14 protein-coding genes and 1 tRNA gene are annotated in these 16,712 nt (G+C 39.3%); 2 read left to right on the top strand and 13 right to left on the bottom strand.

Annotated elements, in window-relative coordinates:
* Window positions 1-36 precede the first annotated feature (36 nt).
* From pnp to I6F43_RS06965, 8 genes are all read right to left on the bottom strand, one after another.
* The gene (gene pnp, locus I6F43_RS07000) at window positions 37-2,163 is read right to left on the bottom strand and encodes a polyribonucleotide nucleotidyltransferase (RefSeq protein WP_197101592.1); all 2,127 of its coding nucleotides are present in this window, start codon (window positions 2,161-2,163) and stop codon (window positions 37-39) included.
* A 620-nt stretch (window positions 2,164-2,783) separates the two neighbouring features.
* Complete coding sequence (rpsO, locus tag I6F43_RS06995) at window positions 2,784-3,053, bottom strand: 30S ribosomal protein S15 (RefSeq protein WP_007585509.1); 270 nt, start codon at window positions 3,051-3,053, stop codon at window positions 2,784-2,786.
* 153 nt (window positions 3,054-3,206) lie between these two features.
* Entirely contained in the window at window positions 3,207-4,166 is a 960-nt protein-coding gene (truB, locus tag I6F43_RS06990; RefSeq protein WP_007585508.1) for a tRNA pseudouridine(55) synthase TruB, read from the bottom strand.
* Window positions 4,150-4,635 carry a 30S ribosome-binding factor RbfA gene (gene rbfA, locus I6F43_RS06985; RefSeq protein WP_007585506.1) on the bottom strand — a complete coding sequence of 162 codons (486 nt, stop codon included), beginning with the start codon at window positions 4,633-4,635 and terminating at the stop codon, window positions 4,150-4,152. The genes truB and rbfA overlap by 17 nt, the downstream gene beginning before the upstream one ends.
* Before the next feature lie 156 nt (window positions 4,636-4,791).
* Entirely contained in the window at window positions 4,792-7,452 is a 2,661-nt protein-coding gene (gene infB, locus I6F43_RS06980; protein ID WP_007585504.1) for a translation initiation factor IF-2, read from the bottom strand.
* Between the two features lie 25 nt (window positions 7,453-7,477).
* The gene (gene nusA / locus I6F43_RS06975) at window positions 7,478-8,977 is read right to left on the bottom strand and encodes a transcription termination factor NusA (protein ID WP_007585502.1); all 1,500 of its coding nucleotides are present in this window, start codon (window positions 8,975-8,977) and stop codon (window positions 7,478-7,480) included.
* A gap of 39 nt (window positions 8,978-9,016) precedes the next feature.
* Entirely contained in the window at window positions 9,017-9,472 is a 456-nt protein-coding gene (gene rimP, locus I6F43_RS06970; protein ID WP_002958482.1) for a ribosome maturation factor RimP, read from the bottom strand.
* A gap of 281 nt (window positions 9,473-9,753) precedes the next feature.
* Window positions 9,754-9,830 (bottom strand) — tRNA-Met (locus I6F43_RS06965).
* A 430-nt stretch (window positions 9,831-10,260) separates the two neighbouring features.
* On the opposite strand from I6F43_RS06965, the gene I6F43_RS06960 reads away from it, so the two are divergent.
* Entirely contained in the window at window positions 10,261-10,722 is a 462-nt protein-coding gene (locus I6F43_RS06960) for a globin domain-containing protein (RefSeq protein ID WP_007585499.1), read from the top strand.
* A 191-nt stretch (window positions 10,723-10,913) separates the two neighbouring features.
* Entirely contained in the window at window positions 10,914-12,470 is a 1,557-nt protein-coding gene (locus I6F43_RS06955) for a cryptochrome/photolyase family protein (protein WP_101217269.1), read from the top strand.
* Window positions 12,471-12,530: 60 nt separating this feature from the next.
* Here I6F43_RS06955 and I6F43_RS06950 read toward each other — a convergent pair whose 3' ends face one another.
* The 5 genes from I6F43_RS06950 to I6F43_RS06930 form a co-directional block, all read right to left on the bottom strand.
* Window positions 12,531-12,977, bottom strand: coding sequence for an Hsp20 family protein (locus tag I6F43_RS06950; protein ID WP_007585496.1), 447 nt, complete (start codon window positions 12,975-12,977; stop codon window positions 12,531-12,533).
* 229 nt (window positions 12,978-13,206) lie between these two features.
* Window positions 13,207-13,737, bottom strand: a complete 531-nt coding sequence (locus I6F43_RS06945; RefSeq protein ID WP_007585494.1) for a peroxiredoxin-like family protein — start codon at window positions 13,735-13,737, stop codon at window positions 13,207-13,209.
* 112 nt (window positions 13,738-13,849) lie between these two features.
* Entirely contained in the window at window positions 13,850-15,247 is a 1,398-nt protein-coding gene (locus tag I6F43_RS06940; RefSeq protein ID WP_197101590.1) for a sigma-54-dependent transcriptional regulator, read from the bottom strand.
* A 9-nt stretch (window positions 15,248-15,256) separates the two neighbouring features.
* A complete protein-coding gene (locus tag I6F43_RS06935) occupies window positions 15,257-15,631 on the bottom strand; it encodes an Hpt domain-containing protein (RefSeq protein ID WP_101216632.1) in 375 nt (124 codons plus the stop codon).
* A gap of 108 nt (window positions 15,632-15,739) precedes the next feature.
* Window positions 15,740-16,552 (bottom strand): putative bifunctional diguanylate cyclase/phosphodiesterase, encoded by an 813-nt coding sequence (locus I6F43_RS06930; protein WP_231388455.1) that lies wholly within the window; start codon window positions 16,550-16,552, stop codon window positions 15,740-15,742.
* Window positions 16,553-16,712 lie beyond the last annotated feature (160 nt).

Genomic DNA, 16,712 nt, shown 5'->3' with positions numbered 1-16,712 from the left:
CATCTAGCTAATATAACTAGATTAATAAGTTAACAATTACGCGTCAGTTGGCGCGTCAGCTGCAGGTGCTGCTGATTCCATTGCTTCTTTAATACTTAGACGTACACGGCCTTGGCGATCTACTTCTAGTACTTTAACTTTAACTTCTTGACCTTCAGAAAGGTGATCAGCCACGTTATTAACGCGCTCAGTACTAATTTGAGAAATATGTACTAGACCATCTTTACCAGGAAGAATGTTTACAAACGCACCGAAATCAACAATACGTACAACTTTACCTTCGTAGATAGTACCTACTTCAAGTTCAGCTGTTAATTGCTCAATACGGCTAATTGCATTAGCTGCACTTTCGCCATCTGTAGCGGCAATTTTAATTGTACCGTCGTCACCGATTTCAATCGTTGTACCAGTTTCTTCAGTAAGCTGACGAATAGTTGCGCCACCTTTACCGATAACTTCAGCGATTTTCTTCTGTGGGATTTTCATTGTGTATATGCGAGGAGCAAACATTGATAGCTCTTCAGAAGGAGCAGAAATTGCTTCATCCATCACTTCTAAGATATGTAAACGTGCAGCTTTTGCTTGTTTAAGCGCAATTTGCATGATTTCTTGAGTGATACCTTCGATTTTGATATCCATTTGAAGTGCTGTAATACCAGCAGCAGTACCGGCAACTTTAAAGTCCATGTCACCTAAGTGATCTTCATCACCTAAGATGTCAGAAAGAACAACGAATTTATCGTCTTCTTTAACTAGACCCATCGCAATACCGGCAACAGATGCTTTAATTGGTACACCAGCATTCATAAGTGCAAGTGAAGTACCACATACAGAAGCCATTGAAGATGAACCGTTTGATTCAGTGATTTCAGATACTACACGGATTGAATATGGGAATTCAGTCAATGTTGGCATTACAGCAGCAATACCACGCTTAGCAAGGTTACCATGGCCGATTTCACGACGCTTAGGAGAACCAACAAAACCAGTTTCACCTACACAGAATGGAGGGAAGTTGTAGTTAAGCATAAAGTGGTTTTTATGAGTACCAGTTAAATCGTCGATTAACTGTGAATCACGTTCTGTACCAAGTGTAGCTGTTACTAACGCTTGAGTTTCGCCACGAGTAAAGATAGCAGAACCGTGAGTACGCGGTAATACGCCAGTCATTACATCTAGTGCACGAATCATATCTGGTTCACGACCATCGATACGTTTTTCGCCAGAAGCGATACGGCCACGAACGATTTTCTTCTCAAGTGAACCGAATATTTTACCAATTTCTTGCTTATCTAAAGACTCGCCTTCAGCAAGTTCAGTTGTTAACACTGCAACAACTTCATCTTTAGCTACGCCAAGTGCTTCTTTACGCGCTACTTTATCAGTGATTAAGTAAGCTGCGCCTACTTTATCAGCAGCAATTGCTGCAACTTTATCTTCTAGTGCAACGTTTTTAGCTGGTGCAGTCCAATCCCAAGTAGGCTTGCCTGCTTCTGCTTTAAATTCTTCGATTGCAGTGATGATCGCTTGAGATTGCTCATGACCATATACAACAGCGCCAAGCATTACGTCTTCTGCAAGTACGTTAGCTTCTGATTCAACCATAAGTACCGCTTTATCAGTACCGGCTACCACTAAATCAAGTTGGCTTTCTTCAAGCTCTTTTAATGTAGGGTTAAGTACATATTCGCCGTTGATGTAACCAACGCGAGATGCACCAATTGGACCACTGAACGGGATACCAGAGATAGCAAGTGCTGCTGAAGTACCAATCATCGCAACCATATCAGGTTGGATTTCAGGGTTAACAGAAACAACAGTAGCAATAACTTGTACTTCGTTTACAAAACCGCTTGGGAAAAGTGGACGAATTGGACGGTCAATAAGACGTGCAATAAGTGTTTCGCCATCGTTAGGACGACCTTCACGCTTTAAGAAACCACCTGGGATACGACCAGCAGCGTACATACGCTCTTGGTAGTTAACTGTTAGTGGGAAAAAGTCTTGGCCAGGTTGTGCTTCACGCTTACCAACAACAGTTACTAAAACTGAAGTGTCGCCAATGCTTGCAAGTACAGCGCCGTCTGCTTGACGAGCGATTGCACCAGTTTCTAGAGTCACTGTATGTTGACCTAGTTTGAATTCTTTAATAATTGCTTGCACTTAAAATATTCCTTAAATGTATTCTAATAAGTTGTCATCAAAGTACCAATTACAGTACATAATTGTATTCAGTTGGAAATCAATTAAGTACTACAATTGGCAATGATGTGAATAAGCGTAGATAAACCTTTTTACCTACGCGCATAGTATATACCAAAGCTGCTTCAAAATGCGAGTCTAGGGTGTGTTGATCTTTGTGGATTGAAATTTGTTCAATCTAGGGTCGATTTAATCACGGCGCGAGATTTGTAACCTAGTGGGCTAAGTAAAAATCGAGCAACAAAGAGTTAATCGCCCCTAGGATGAACCCGCAGGGCAGCGCATGTTTGGCATTTATGCTGCGTTATCGCCTATTTATGGGGAATAACCACACTACATAGGCGCTGCCTTGCCTAAAGACCAAACATACAGCTGCAAAATTAATCACGAAAGGTCAACACACACTAGCTACTAGATTTAAACTGGGCTAATTAGCGGGTAAATACAACAGCTATTGGTAGGCTATGAAATGGGGGTTTTATATTATAATTCAATAGGTTTAAGAATTTTCTTAATTTGGAAACACAAATTTCAGGCACAAAAAAAGGAGCTAAAAAGCTCCTTTTTCTATAATCTAGTTCTTAGCGACGTAGGCCAAGTTCTTTGATTAACGCAGTATAACTAGTGATGTCTTTACCTTTAAGGTAATCAAGTAGTTTACGGCGAGTGCTTACTTTACGAAGCAGACCACGACGTGAGTGGAAGTCATGCTTGTGATCAGCAAAGTGACCTTGAAGCTTGTTGATGTCAAAAGTAAGTAATGCTACTTGTACTTCTGATGAACCTGTATCGCCTTCTGCACGTGCAAATTTAGCAATGATATCGATTTTTTCTTGATTGCTTAGTGACATAGTAACTCCAAAAATTAAATTTAAAAGGTGTCTTAGCCGATCACTAATTCAGCCAAAACGATTAAGCGGGCGTATTCTACCAACTGTAGGAATAACTACAAGCTAATTATCCCCAACTACAACTAATAAGCCACCGTTAGGCACATTAGTTGCTTATTCAGGCTTCACGTAATCGTCTTGCTGACTAGCAAGACCACGTTTAACCTTTAAATGACCGTTTGAGTTACGCTCACCAGTACCAATAAATATATTATCCGCAACAACTTTAATTGCACCATCAGGTAAAGCGATTGATAATTCTACAGCTTGCCCGTGACTAAAAATTCCCCCTTGTTCTTTTGTAATTTCAACAACGGGTAAATCAGTTAAAGCAGTATCAATTGGTAGCAATAGCGAGTCTAAATAAGTTGAAGGCGCAAGCTCTTCTTCTTTCGCTTTAGCAAGCAACGCTTCAATCTCATCAAGCGAGACCATTTTATCTGCCGGATACTGACCAACAGCGGTTCTGTGGAGCATAATAACGTGTGCGCCACAGCCTAGGTTTTCGCCTAAATCATCAACGATTGTACGAATGTAGGTCCCTTTAGATACATGGGCCGTCATTTGTAATACGTTGCTTTGTTCATCAAATTCGTCAAACGATAAGCTAAACACGTTTATTTTTCTGCATTTACGAGGAACTTCAATACCTTCGCGCGCGTACTTATATAACGGTCTACCTTGGTACTTAAGAGCTGAGTACATTGACGGATATTGTTCAGACTCACCAACAAAAGCAGCTATTTCTTTTGTTAGCTGTTCACGTGTAACGTTCACATCTTTAGTGCTAACAATTTCGCCATCAGAATCTGATGTTGTTGTACGCTCACCCAGTTGTGCACGAACGATATAGGTTTTATCTGTATCGAGTAAAAACTGCGTAAACTTAGTCGCTTCACCAAAACAAATTGGCAGCATACCTGTAGCAAGTGGATCTAAAGCACCTGTGTGCCCAGCTTTTTGCGCAAAATAAACACTTTTTGCTTGCTGTAATGCTTTATTTGATGAAATGCCTTCAGGTTTGTTTAACAACAAAATACCGTCAACTGCACGGCCTTTACTGCGCTTTGCCATCTGTATCAGTGCCTTCTTCGCTATCTGTATCGTCTACGTGATCAGTACCTTCTTCGCTATCTGAAACATCAGCAGCATCAACACTTTCTACGTCTTCATCTACATGCTTTGCGTTATCTTCGCGGATAATAGAATCCACTAAGTTAGAAATACGCATACCTTCCATTAATGAGTTATCAACTACAAACTTTAACTCAGGCATTATACGTGCACGGATACGCTTACCAAGTAACGAGCGAATATAGCCCGTTGCTTCATTAAGTACTTTTGCGCTTTGCTTTGCTGCGTCTTCATCTTGTGTGTTAAACACAGTAATGAAAATTTTGGCATAAGATAAATCGCGCGATACTTCTACCGCTGACACTGTCACCATACCTAAGCGTGGATCTTTAATTTCGCGTTGTAAAATTACAGCAATCTCTTTTTGGATTTGCTGTGCAACACGATCAGTGCGAGAAAATTCTCTCATTATACTTGTCCTAAAATAATAACTTATTGAAATTAAATAATAAGTTAACTAAATAATGGATATGCAAATGGGGGCTAAGCCCCCATTTAAAATCTTAGCGTAGGGTGTGTAGAACGTCCGGCGTTAACCTGAGCGTTCAATACTCCCTAGTAACAATTATAGAGTACGTTGTACTTCAACTGTTTCGAATACTTCGATTTGGTCACCAACACGTACGTCATTGTAGTTCTTAACGCCGATACCACATTCCATGCCGTTACGAACATCAGCAACATCGTCTTTAAAGCGACGAAGTGACTCAAGTTCACCTTCATAGATAACAACGTTTTCACGTAGTACACGGATTGGAGCGCTACGTTTAATAACACCTTCAGTAACCATACAACCAGCGATTGCGCCAATTTTTGGAGACTTGAATACGTCACGAACTTGAGCAAGACCAATGATTTCTTGTTTAAACTCTGGCGCTAGCATACCTGACATTGCTTGTTTAACTTCGTCAATCAAGCTGTAGATTACGCTGTAGTAACGTAGGTCTAAGTTTTCAGTCTCGATAACTTTACGAGCTGAAGCATCAGCACGAACGTTAAAGCCAACTACAATTGCGTTAGACGCTGCAGCTAGTGTTGCATCAGTTTCGGTAATACCACCAACACCTGAACCAACAATCTTCACTTTCACTTCATCAGTAGAAAGTTTAGTTAGTGAATCAGAGATTGCTTCGATAGAACCTTGAACGTCTGCTTTAAGTACCACGTTAACTTCAGAAACATCGCCTTCAGTCATGTTAGTAAACATGTTTTCAAGCTTAGCTTTTTGCTGACGTGCTAGTTTAACATCGCGGAACTTACCTTGACGGTATAAAGCAACTTCACGCGCTTTACGCTCATCTTTAACTACAGTCGCTTCGTCGCCTGCAGCAGGAATACCAGAAAGACCTAAAATCTCAACTGGGATAGATGGACCAGCTGACTTAATGTCTTTACCGTTTTCATCGCGCATTGCACGAACACGGCCGTACTCAAGACCACATAATACAATGTCACCTTGGTTAAGCGTACCAGATTGAACAAGTACTGATGCTACTGGACCACGGCCTTTATCAAGACGAGATTCAATAACAACACCAGCCGCCATACCTTCAGTAGGTGCAGAAAGCTCTAAAAGTTCAGATTGGTTCAATACTGCTTCAAGAAGGTCGTCAATACCTAAGCCAGTTTTAGCTGAGATATGAACGTACTGCGTATCGCCGCCCCATTCTTCTGGAATAACGTCTAGTACAGCAAGTTCGTTTTTAACACGATCTGGATCTGCGCCTTCTTTATCCATTTTGTTTACTGCGATGATTAAAGGAACGCCAGCTGCACGAGCATGCTGTACCGCTTCTTTAGTTTGTGGCATAACGCCATCATCTGCTGCAACTACTAGGATTACGATATCAGTCGCTTTAGCACCACGAGCACGCATTGAAGTAAATGCAGCATGTCCTGGTGTATCTAAGAAGGTGATCATGTGACCGTTTACATCAACATGGTATGCACCAATATGCTGTGTAATACCACCGGCTTCGCCAGAAGCAACCTTCGCAGAACGAATGTAATCAAGAGTTGATGTTTTACCATGGTCAACGTGACCCATTACAGTTACTACTGGAGCACGTGGCTCTGACTTACCATCTTCGTGGCGGTCATTAAGTACTGTTTGCTCTAATTCGTTTTCTTTAACAATGATAACCTTGTGACCCATTTCTTCTGCAACTAATTGTGCAGCTTCTTGGTCAATCACTTGGTTAATAGTAACCATGTCACCCATTTTCATCATTGTTTTAACAACTTCAGCGCCTTTAACGGCCATGCGTGATGCAAGCTCAGCTACTGTAATTGTTTCGCTAATACGCACTTCATTTTTAACATCAACAGTTGGTTTTTGGAAACCATGTTGTAATGATGCAGGTGCTTTTAACTTAGACTTGTTACGGCCTCTTGACGCTGCAAATTTATCTTTTGCTGGCGCTTTTTTCTTTTTCTTAGCACGGCGTGTACCTTGCTCATCACGAGCATCGGCAACATCTTCTGCTTCACGTGCATAAGTAGAAGTCGTAAGATGGTGATCCGCTGTTTCTTCGCGTTTCTTACGTTCTTCTTCTTCTTTCTTCCAGCGTGCCGAGTTTTCTTCAGCTAGCTTTCTTGCTTCTTCTGCTTGACGTTTCGCTTCTTCTTCAGCTTTCTTCAATGCGGCCTCTTCTGCTTCTTTTTGCAGACGCTCAGCTTCTATGCGATCTTTCTCAGACTTAGCACTTTGCTCTGGGGTCATCTGCTTTTGTTTCGCTTTACGCTCTGCATCAGCTTTGCGTTTAGCTTCTTCTTTGGCTTTACGGTCGGCTTCTTCTTTCGCTTTGCGTTCTGCCTCTTGTTTCGCTTTTAATTCTGCGGCTTCTTGGTCAGCTTTTTGCTGCTCTTCAAGACGCACTTTTTCTTCAGCAGCTAAGCGAGCTTGCTCTTGCTCTTGTTCCATTGCGCTTTTCTTCACGTAAGTACGTGTTTTGCGAACTTCAACTTGAACATCTTTTGCTTTACCAGTAGAGCCCGTAACACTTAAAGTGCTTTTGCTCTTACGTTGTAAAGTCATACGCGCTGGGCCATCTGAACCTGTACCGCCATGATGCTTGCTTAAATGATCAAGTAACGTTGCTTTTTCAGCTTCTGTTACGTTATCAGTTGCTTGCTTAGTGATACCTGCTTGTGAAAACTGCTGTAGCAATTTATCAACAGTCGTACCTATATCGCCGGCTAGTTTTTCAACATTTACTTCTGCCATAGTGTGTAATACCTCCGTTAATAAATTACTCGTCTGCAAACCAACAAATGTTTCGTGCAGCCATAATCAGTTCACCCGCTTTTTCAGATGAAAGTTCTGTGATATCAACTAATTCGTCAATACCTTGTTCTGCCAAGTCTTCAAGTGTAACAACACCCTTGCTTGCCATAACAAATGCTAAGTGACGCTCTAAGCCTTCAAGCGCAAGTAAGTCTTCAGCTGGCTCTGCGCCATCTAAGCTTTCTTCCGTTTTAAGTGCTTTAGTTGTCAATGCATCTTTTGCGCGTGAGCGCAGTAAATCTACAGTCTCTTCATCAAGACCATCAATTTCTAAAAATTCAGACGCTGGTACATACGCCACTTCTTCAAGTGTCGAGAAACCTTCGTTGATAAGTAATGATGCAAACTCATCATCAATTTCTAAATTTTCAGTGAATAAGTTAAGTAACTTATCAGATTCAGCTTCATTTTTAGTACGCATGTCTTCAACAGTCATTACGTTTAGTTCCCAGCCAGTTAACTGACTTGCTAAACGAACGTTTTGACCATTACGACCAATTGCTTGCGCTAGGTTATCTGCTTCTACAGCGATATCCATTGAGTGAGTGTCTTCATCCATTACGATTGAAGCAACTTCTGCTGGCGCCATTGCATTGATAACAAATTGTGCCGGGTTGTCATCGTAAAGTACGATATCAACACGCTCACCGCCAAGTTCTGACGATACAGCCTGAACTCGTGCGCCACGCATACCAACACATGCACCAATTGGGTCTATGCGTTTGTCGTTAGATTTAACAGCAATTTTAGCGCGTGAACCTGGATCACGTGCTGCTGCACGTAATTCAATCATCTCTTCGCCAATTTCTGGCACCTCAATGCGGAATAATTCCATTAGCATTTCAGGTTTAGAGCGCGTTACAAATAATTGTGCACCGCGTGCTTCAGGCTTAACTTCATATAAAAGACCACGGATACGGTCACCCGGGCGGAAGTTTTCACGTGGTAACATGTCATCACGATAAATTACCGCTTCTGCGTTGTTACCTAAATCAAGTACGATTGCATCGCGAGTTGCTTTTTTAACAACACCCGTTACCAGCTCGCCTTCTTGATCTTTGTATGCTTCAACAACTAAAGCGCGCTCAGCTTCACGTACTTTTTGTACGATAACTTGCTTAGCCATTTGTGTTGTAATACGGTCAAATTTGATTGAGTCGATTTGCTCTTCAACATAATCACCCATTTGCAAATCAGGTTCTTCAACCTGTGCTGCTTCTAGAGTGATTTCGCTGTATGGGTTCTCTAAAGAACCATCTTCTAATACAGCGGCAATCTGCCAACGACGGAACGTATCGTAATCACCGGTTTTACGGTCAATTGCTACGCGTACTTCAATTTCGCCATCGTGTTTTTTCTTTGTAGCTGTCGCTAAAGCGAACTCTAGAGCTTCAAAAATCTTTTCTTTTGGAACCGCTTTCTCATTGGAAACGGCTTCAGCAACCAATAATATCTCTTTTGCCATGGGTAATGCCTCGCTTGCCCTATTCCTTCGCACTCGAATTTAAAACTTCGCGATTAAATTCGCACGTTCGATGTTACTAAGCATGATCAGATGCTCTGCACCATCGCTAGATAGTGTGATCATATCGCTGCTAACTGCTACTAAGTCGCCTTTAAAATTACGACGACCATCCTGTGGAAGTTTAGTACGCACGCGTACTTCCTCTCCTTGCGCCTGCTCGTAGTGATCTTGTTTGAATAATAGACGATCAACACCAGGAGACGATACTTCCAAATCATATTCATTTGTAATTGGGTCTTCGACGTCTAAAATCGCACTAATTTGGCGACTTGCATCCGCACAGTTATCAACTGAGATCCCATCCTCATGAGCAATATATACTCTTAAGGTAGAATGGCGACCCGCTTGCACAAATTCAAGACCATGCAATTCAAAGCCTAACATTTCTACCGCAGGCGTTAACATGGTTACTAAATCTTGTTCAAGTTTTGTCACGAAAATCCTCCATACAAACAAAAAAAGGGCTTATAGCCCTAAAATACTGAGTTTAAGTTTTAATTTGATGACAATTGCCACAAATCGCAAGGTGCAGATACAACAACGCCCCGAACCAAGCGGGGCGTCACACCAATAAAGCATAAAACTGTGTGGCCTAGGGCCAAGCTTGGTTGCGAGTCAGTAAACTGACCTAATTAAACTACATAGTCTAAAACGCAAAACGCGCATTACTTAGAATGCGCGATATAAATTAGTAAGGTAATACCTACTAGTAGAATTGGTTGCGGGAGCCGGATTTGAACCGACGACCTTCGGGTTATGAGCCCGACGAGCTACCAGACTGCTCCATCCCGCGCCAATAGATATCAAACTTTAAATTTAATATCGCTGTTAGCTGTTTTACAACATGCTAAACAATGGCCGCTATTATAAGGATGTACGGGATGATTAGCAACTATAATACGCAATTAGTTTGTAAAATTTCCAATTCGTCAAGATGCTAATTTAATGTATATATAAGTAACATAAGTAATCAATCAATTTTATAAAATGCTGTCTCTAAATTATTAAATATTACAGCTTATTATTTTTGAGTGAAAATCAAACAAACTAAATTTGAGCTACCTTAGTACCTTCTAGATGCTTACAATTTACTAGAAAATAAATTGATATAACTAAAACCCATACTTTAACACTAAAAAAACGTGCAGAATTTTATCTGCCCGCTATAATCAATTTTATGCCACTTAATAATAATAGTTATTACTCACTGCAGCGAGATAAAAATGAACCAACAACAATCAGCATTGTTAAATAACTTAACAATTATTAAGCCAAATTTTCATGCATTCACGGCTCGATTTCACAGTAAATTGGCTGAATCTAGCATTGAAATGAATTACCCAACAGCCTTACAATTTAACGAAAAGAGTTTTACCCTTTTTTGTGTGTTAGAACGAATTGTTAAACATTTAGATAAGCCAGCATCGGTAGCTCCTTTTTTAGCACATCATTTAATGTACCTAAAAAAAAGCAGTGTTTCGCAAAGTGACATTGCACTATTATCTGATGCGTTTTACGAAACCCTTAAAGAGCACCTTGGTAAACACTTTACTCCTGAGAGCCAGCTCGCTTGGAAAAAAGCCCTTAAATATTTTGAAAACTTTGCCAGCAATATTCTATTTAATGTATCTAATGTGGTTTCGTTACAACAAAAAATGCAGCAAAAGCAAAGTAATAAAATTTAAATATAAAATTTTAGGGGTGGCAATTTAACTTACTTAACCTCCCCATTAATTAAACTCATTTGCACACCATGATCCAACACGCCTTTATTGCCTTGATAATCGGTTAAGCCTTTTTGCTCTATTCACTCGTAGTTAAATAGTAAAACGATCCTTTAATTAAATACGTCCGTATAAAAAAATTTGGCTTTACTATGACCCATCACAAAACACTCAGACTAATACTAGGCGATCAGCTAAACCCATCTCATTCATGGTACAAGCAAAAAGACGACGACACGCTTTACCTCATCGCAGAACTAAAACAAGAAACTGACTACGTTAAACATCACATTCAAAAACTGTGTGCTTTTTTTAATGCTATGGAAAACTTTGCAACTGCATTAAACACGGCAGGTTTTAATGTTTTACATTTAACACTTGATGATACCGATGACGACAAGGACTTGATTGAATTACTCAAGCGAGTTGCCGATAAATACCAATGCGACTCTATTGAATATCAATACCCTGACGAGTTTAGGCTAAAATCTCAATTAGCTAAGTTTAAGAGTGATAGCTCATTAAATGTAATTGCTACAGATACTGAACACTTTTTATTACCGTTCACCGATATAAAAACACGCTTTACAAAAAACAAACATGTAACAATGGAGCACTTTTATCGTGCTATGCGTAAGCAATTTAATATATTAATTGATGATGCAAAGCCAACTGGTGGCAAATGGAATTTTGATAGTAATAATCGTAATAAATTTTCTAAAAAAGACTTAGCCGACATCCCAGAGCCTAAGTTATTCAATACTGATGTTAGCAGCATTATTTCTCGTTTAAATAAACACAACGTCGCTTATTTGGGTGAAATAAATGAACATTCACTGGAGTGGCCAACAACGCGTAAACAAGCGATTGAATCTCTTGAATACTTTTGTGAGCACTTACTTAGTCGCTTTGGTCACTTTCAAGATGCGATGACAGATCAAAGTAAAAACAATACCAGCCTGTACCATAGCCGTTTATCGTTTGCCCTAAACGCAAAAATACTCCACCCGTTATATGTAATCAAACGTGTAATAAGCGAATACGAACAAAGACCCAATGAAATATCCCTCTCGCAAGTAGAGGGCTTTACTAGGCAAATATTAGGCTGGAGAGAGTATGTACGTGCCATTTATTGGATTAACATGCCCGACTACGCAGTTAAAAATCAATTACAAGCCAAAAATAAACTGCCATCTTATTTTTGGAACAGCTCTACAAAAATGAATTGTCTAAGCCACTCACTCAAGCAAAGCCTTGAAACCGCTTATGCTCATCATATTCAGCGCCTAATGGTTATTGGGAACTTTTGCATGCTCACAGGAATAAACCCTGATGACGTAGACAACTGGTACTTAGGCGTTTATATAGATGCCATAGAATGGGTAGAAATGCCCAACACCCGAGGCATGAGTCAGTTTGCCGATGATGGAATAATTGCAACAAAGCCTTATGCTGCAAGCGGTAACTACATTAATAAAATGAGCGATTATTGCAAAAGCTGTCAGTACGATGTTAAACAAAAAGTAGGAGATAAAGCTTGCCCGCTAAATAGCTTGTATTGGCATTTCATGAATAGACACAGAGACAGGCTAGAGAAGAACCCACGTATTGGTATGGTATATAAAAACTGGGATAAACAAGATGAAACACTTCAAGAACAAACGCTGCAACAAGCAACCTACTACCTTAATAATTTAGAAGCGCTTTAAGTAAAAAAACCGCCTCAAATGAGGCGGCTAAATAATCAGGGGAATATGTACTTTAGAAGACTATTTACCTTCTATTAGATTACTATTACCAATTTCTATTTTACGTGGTTTAAGTGCTTCAGGAATTTCACGCTGTAACTCTATGCTTAATAAGCCGTTAGCTAAATCGGCACCAAGTACTTTTACATGGTCTCCAAGCTGAAATTTACGTTCAAAGTTACGCTCTGCTATACCTTGATGAATAAACTTACGTTCATTATTTTCATCTTTATTAGCTTTAATACCTGCAACTTTTAATGTGTTGTTTTCTGACTCAATGGTTAATTCACTATCACTAAAACCGGCAACGGCCATAGTGATTCTGTATTTGTCTTTATCGAGTGCTTCTATATTGTAAGGAGGAAAACTCGGCTGCTTGTCTGTATTAGCTGCCGCATCCATAAGTGATGCTAAATGTTCGAAGCCGATAAATGAACGATAAAGTGGTGATAAGTCTACTGTACGCATAATAATATCCTCATATTTAAGCGATATTTTGCATGTGCTTTTCTATTGAACAAGCTCAAGCAAAGTTTAATTAATAATATAAATTTCAATTGTTTAAGTTTAATTTAGGACCCATCAGGCGTCCTACTTAACTATATATGGACGGTAAAATTGTTTTCAAGTAAATTTATTAAAAATAAATAAAAAAGGCACTGAAGAGTGCCTTTTTTGAAACCATTTAAAATGAATACTATTTAATAAATGTGCCCCGGATTGGATAGTCGTTTTCTCTTGAAAACTTAATCCCACCTAGCAGTTGCTCTAAATCAGGACGAACAAACGGGCTGTTTGATATATCTACCATTTGAAGCTGATTTTTTTCATTAAGCACATAAATTCCTGGTTCAGCAAATGGATGATCAGTTTCTGCACCACTGCGAGGCTCGCTAATATGTAGCCCTAAATCAGTCATTTGTTCGATTGTTAAACCATAGTAAATTGGGAAGTTAATATCTATTTTTTCAAGATGTTTATTAAGCTGCTCATGGCTATCACCACTTACTGCAACCACTTCAACTCCAGCCTCTTTAAAGTCTTTATGAACTTTAGCAAGCTCGTTGAGTTGCGCAGTACATTTAGGGCAGTGCTGGCCTCGATAAACAACAATCATTTTCCACGGAGAGTCACTTATTCTGTCAACTAAATCTACCTTTTTCTCATCAACATCACTCACTACTAGTGATGGCATAATATCCGCAGGTTTTAAACTAGTGTTACTCATTGCGATCTCCTTTTACTATTTCAGATTAAAAATTAATTTTGCTCTCACACATAGAGTTTAGGGTAACTTTTATTAATTCAACCTAAAATTGCAATTAAAATCTATTAAAGCTTTAAGACCATCCCTTTATTTTTCTATAAATGGTAGATGCACTTACCCCTAAATAAGCAGCAGCAAGAGGAATGTTGTCTTCGCAGCTTTTGATTGCGTTTTCAATAGCCCTTTTTTCAACTTGCCATAATGGTTCTATATCGTGAACCGACATAGGAGATAATTGAACACTCTGATCGTTTGTATTGTGAATTGACTTAGCTGAGCTTGAGTGTTTTACAGCGCCTAGACCAAATGAATTTGGTAGCATATCTCTTTCTATTACATCGCCATCATTAATAACGACTGTATTTTCAATTACATTTTGCAGTTCGCGTATATTACCTGGCCAATCGTAATTACAAAAAAGCGCCTTAACTTCATCAGAAAAGCCAATAAAATGTTTAGCGTTGCTATCGCTTTTTTGTTTTAAAATATACTCAGCGAGCAGTAAAATATCGTTTCCGCGCTCCCTTAAAGGCGGGAGCTTTACGGGGATAACATTTAAACGATAATATAAATCTTCTCTAAAGCGCCCCTCTGCTACCTCTATTATTGGATTTCTGTTGGTTGCACATACCAAGCGAACATCGCTGTGTAATACCTCGCTGCTACCAACCTTGCTAAATATGCCGGTTTGTAAAAAGCGCAATAACTTAGCTTGTAAGTTAAGCTCCATTTCACATAGTTCATCTAGAAATAACGTACCGCCGTTGGCCACTTCAACTGCGCCTTTACGATCGCTTAAAGCGCCACTAAATGCCCCTTTAACATGCCCAAAAAATTCTGATTCAAATAACTCAGCAGGGATCGCAGCACAGTTTATAGCAATAAAAGGGCCTTGGCTGCGAGGGCTCGAATCATGAAGGGTTTGTGCGCATACTTCTTTACCGGTTCCACTTTCACCTGTAATAAATACGCATGCTTTGCTTCTAGCTGCGCTATCTAGCAATCTAAAAACGGTTTTCATTGCGAGAGATTCACCAACAAAATCTTGGCTTTTATCACTGCTTTGAACCAAAGGTTGTACTTTAGCTTGCTCTTTGGGTGTTAACGCACTTTCTACTGAGCTAATAAGTCGCTGACTTGTGAAGGGTTTTTCTAAAAAATCGAAGCCACCTAAACGCATAGCTTCCACTGCAATATCAATAGAACTATTTGAGGTGATCATGACTACATTAGCAGGATTTTTTTGTTTATTTACAAATTGTAAAACTTCAAGCCCACTTATATCAGGCAAGCATACATCTTGTACTATCACCGCAGGCATTTTTTCTTTAATACCGACCAAAGCAGAATATCCATCTGCGAAATGCTTACATTCAAAACCTACTTGCTCTAGCTGACTGGCGTACAAAGCACCACTTGCGATGCTATCTTCAACAATATAAACAAGGCCTTTACCCATTATATCTGACACGGCTTTCTCCTAGATAGCTATACTCTTACTCATTATTTGATATGCATCTCTGGTTTTATCCAAGTTATGCTTAATAACAAGCGCTGCGTGCAAATTTTCTTCTGTGGTTGGTGGTGGTGAATCGTGTAACTGTGTTGCCAATGCAGCTAAAGGAGCGGCTCCATATAAGGCAGCCGAGTTTTTCAAAACATGCATTATTTCTCTAATTTTTATAATATCTGCATTATTAATTGCCGTATCTAATTGGTTAGCCATAGTAACTAATTCATCGATAAATAAGTTTACTAATCGAGCTAAAACGCTTATTCCAACATCCTTTTCAAGTTGAATTAAAACATTTAGCTCCGTAATACTTTTATCGATAAACTGCTCTGATATAGGCATAGATAACCTTTGTGTAAGTTAAAGCTTCGTACACTAATAAAATGTAAGAATTGTAGTTTAAGAGTAATTTGTTTTTTGCATTTTGCAAATCAAAATGAATATAAACAATTACAGAGCCCAGGTATCAATACTTTTTGTTAATGTTTGCGGCTTATCGAGCAAGTACCCCTGAGCAATATCACAACCAAGTTGTTCTAATATTTGTAATTGCTCATTCTCTTCAATGCCTTCTGCTACAGTTTGTAAGCCCAATCGTTGAGCCATCGCAATAATTGCGCTACATAACGTAAAGTCTTCGTTATTAGTTGCAATACCACTTACAAAACTGCGATCAATTTTTAAACCATCGATATCAAATTGACGAAGTAGACCTAAAGACGCGTACCCAGTGCCAAAATCATCAATCCACACCTTTACGCCTTCTTTATGGAAGTTTTCAAACGCCTTAGCTATTTTATCAGGACTATGAATTAGCGCTGTTTCCGTTAATTCAACTTTAATGGCTTGTGGTGGTATTTGGTGCTTTTCTAGCAAAGCCATTACTTTTGAAAACACATCACCATCTAAAATTTGTACCGGTGAAATATTTAAAGAAACAGCAATATCTGTCATACCAAAATGTCGCATCTGTTTTAGATCAGACAAACATTGCTCAAAAATCCAGTCACCTAATTCTAAAATCATTCCCGATTGCTCTACATGCGGGATAAACTCATCAGGGCCTACAATACCAAAGCGCGGTGATTGGCACCTTACTAGCGACTCAAAGCCGACCAACTTTCCCGTTCCTAATGATACAAGCGGTTGATAAACCATTTTAAAATAATTATTTTGCATTGAATCAGACATGATTCTTTCTAACTCATGCCATCTTGCGAGATTGACTGGGCTTTCCGATTCTAGGTATTTAAACGCACTCATGATTTTGCTCCGTTTTTCACTCTTAGTGACTTATTATAATGAGTAGCAATTTACAGGCCATTTTAAATGTGGAAAAATAGAAATAAAAACCAATAGATTCAGGCGGTTAAATTGGAAGGTTAAAAGATTTTAGTTCTCCCACTTTATTCGCATTTTGCAA

The organism is Pseudoalteromonas sp. NZS71_1, from assembly GCF_015864305.1.
GTDB lineage: Bacteria > Pseudomonadota > Gammaproteobacteria > Enterobacterales > Alteromonadaceae > Pseudoalteromonas > Pseudoalteromonas arctica.
The sequence above is the reverse complement of the archived record's forward strand: the minus strand, read 5'-3'. Positions and strand labels throughout refer to the sequence as shown.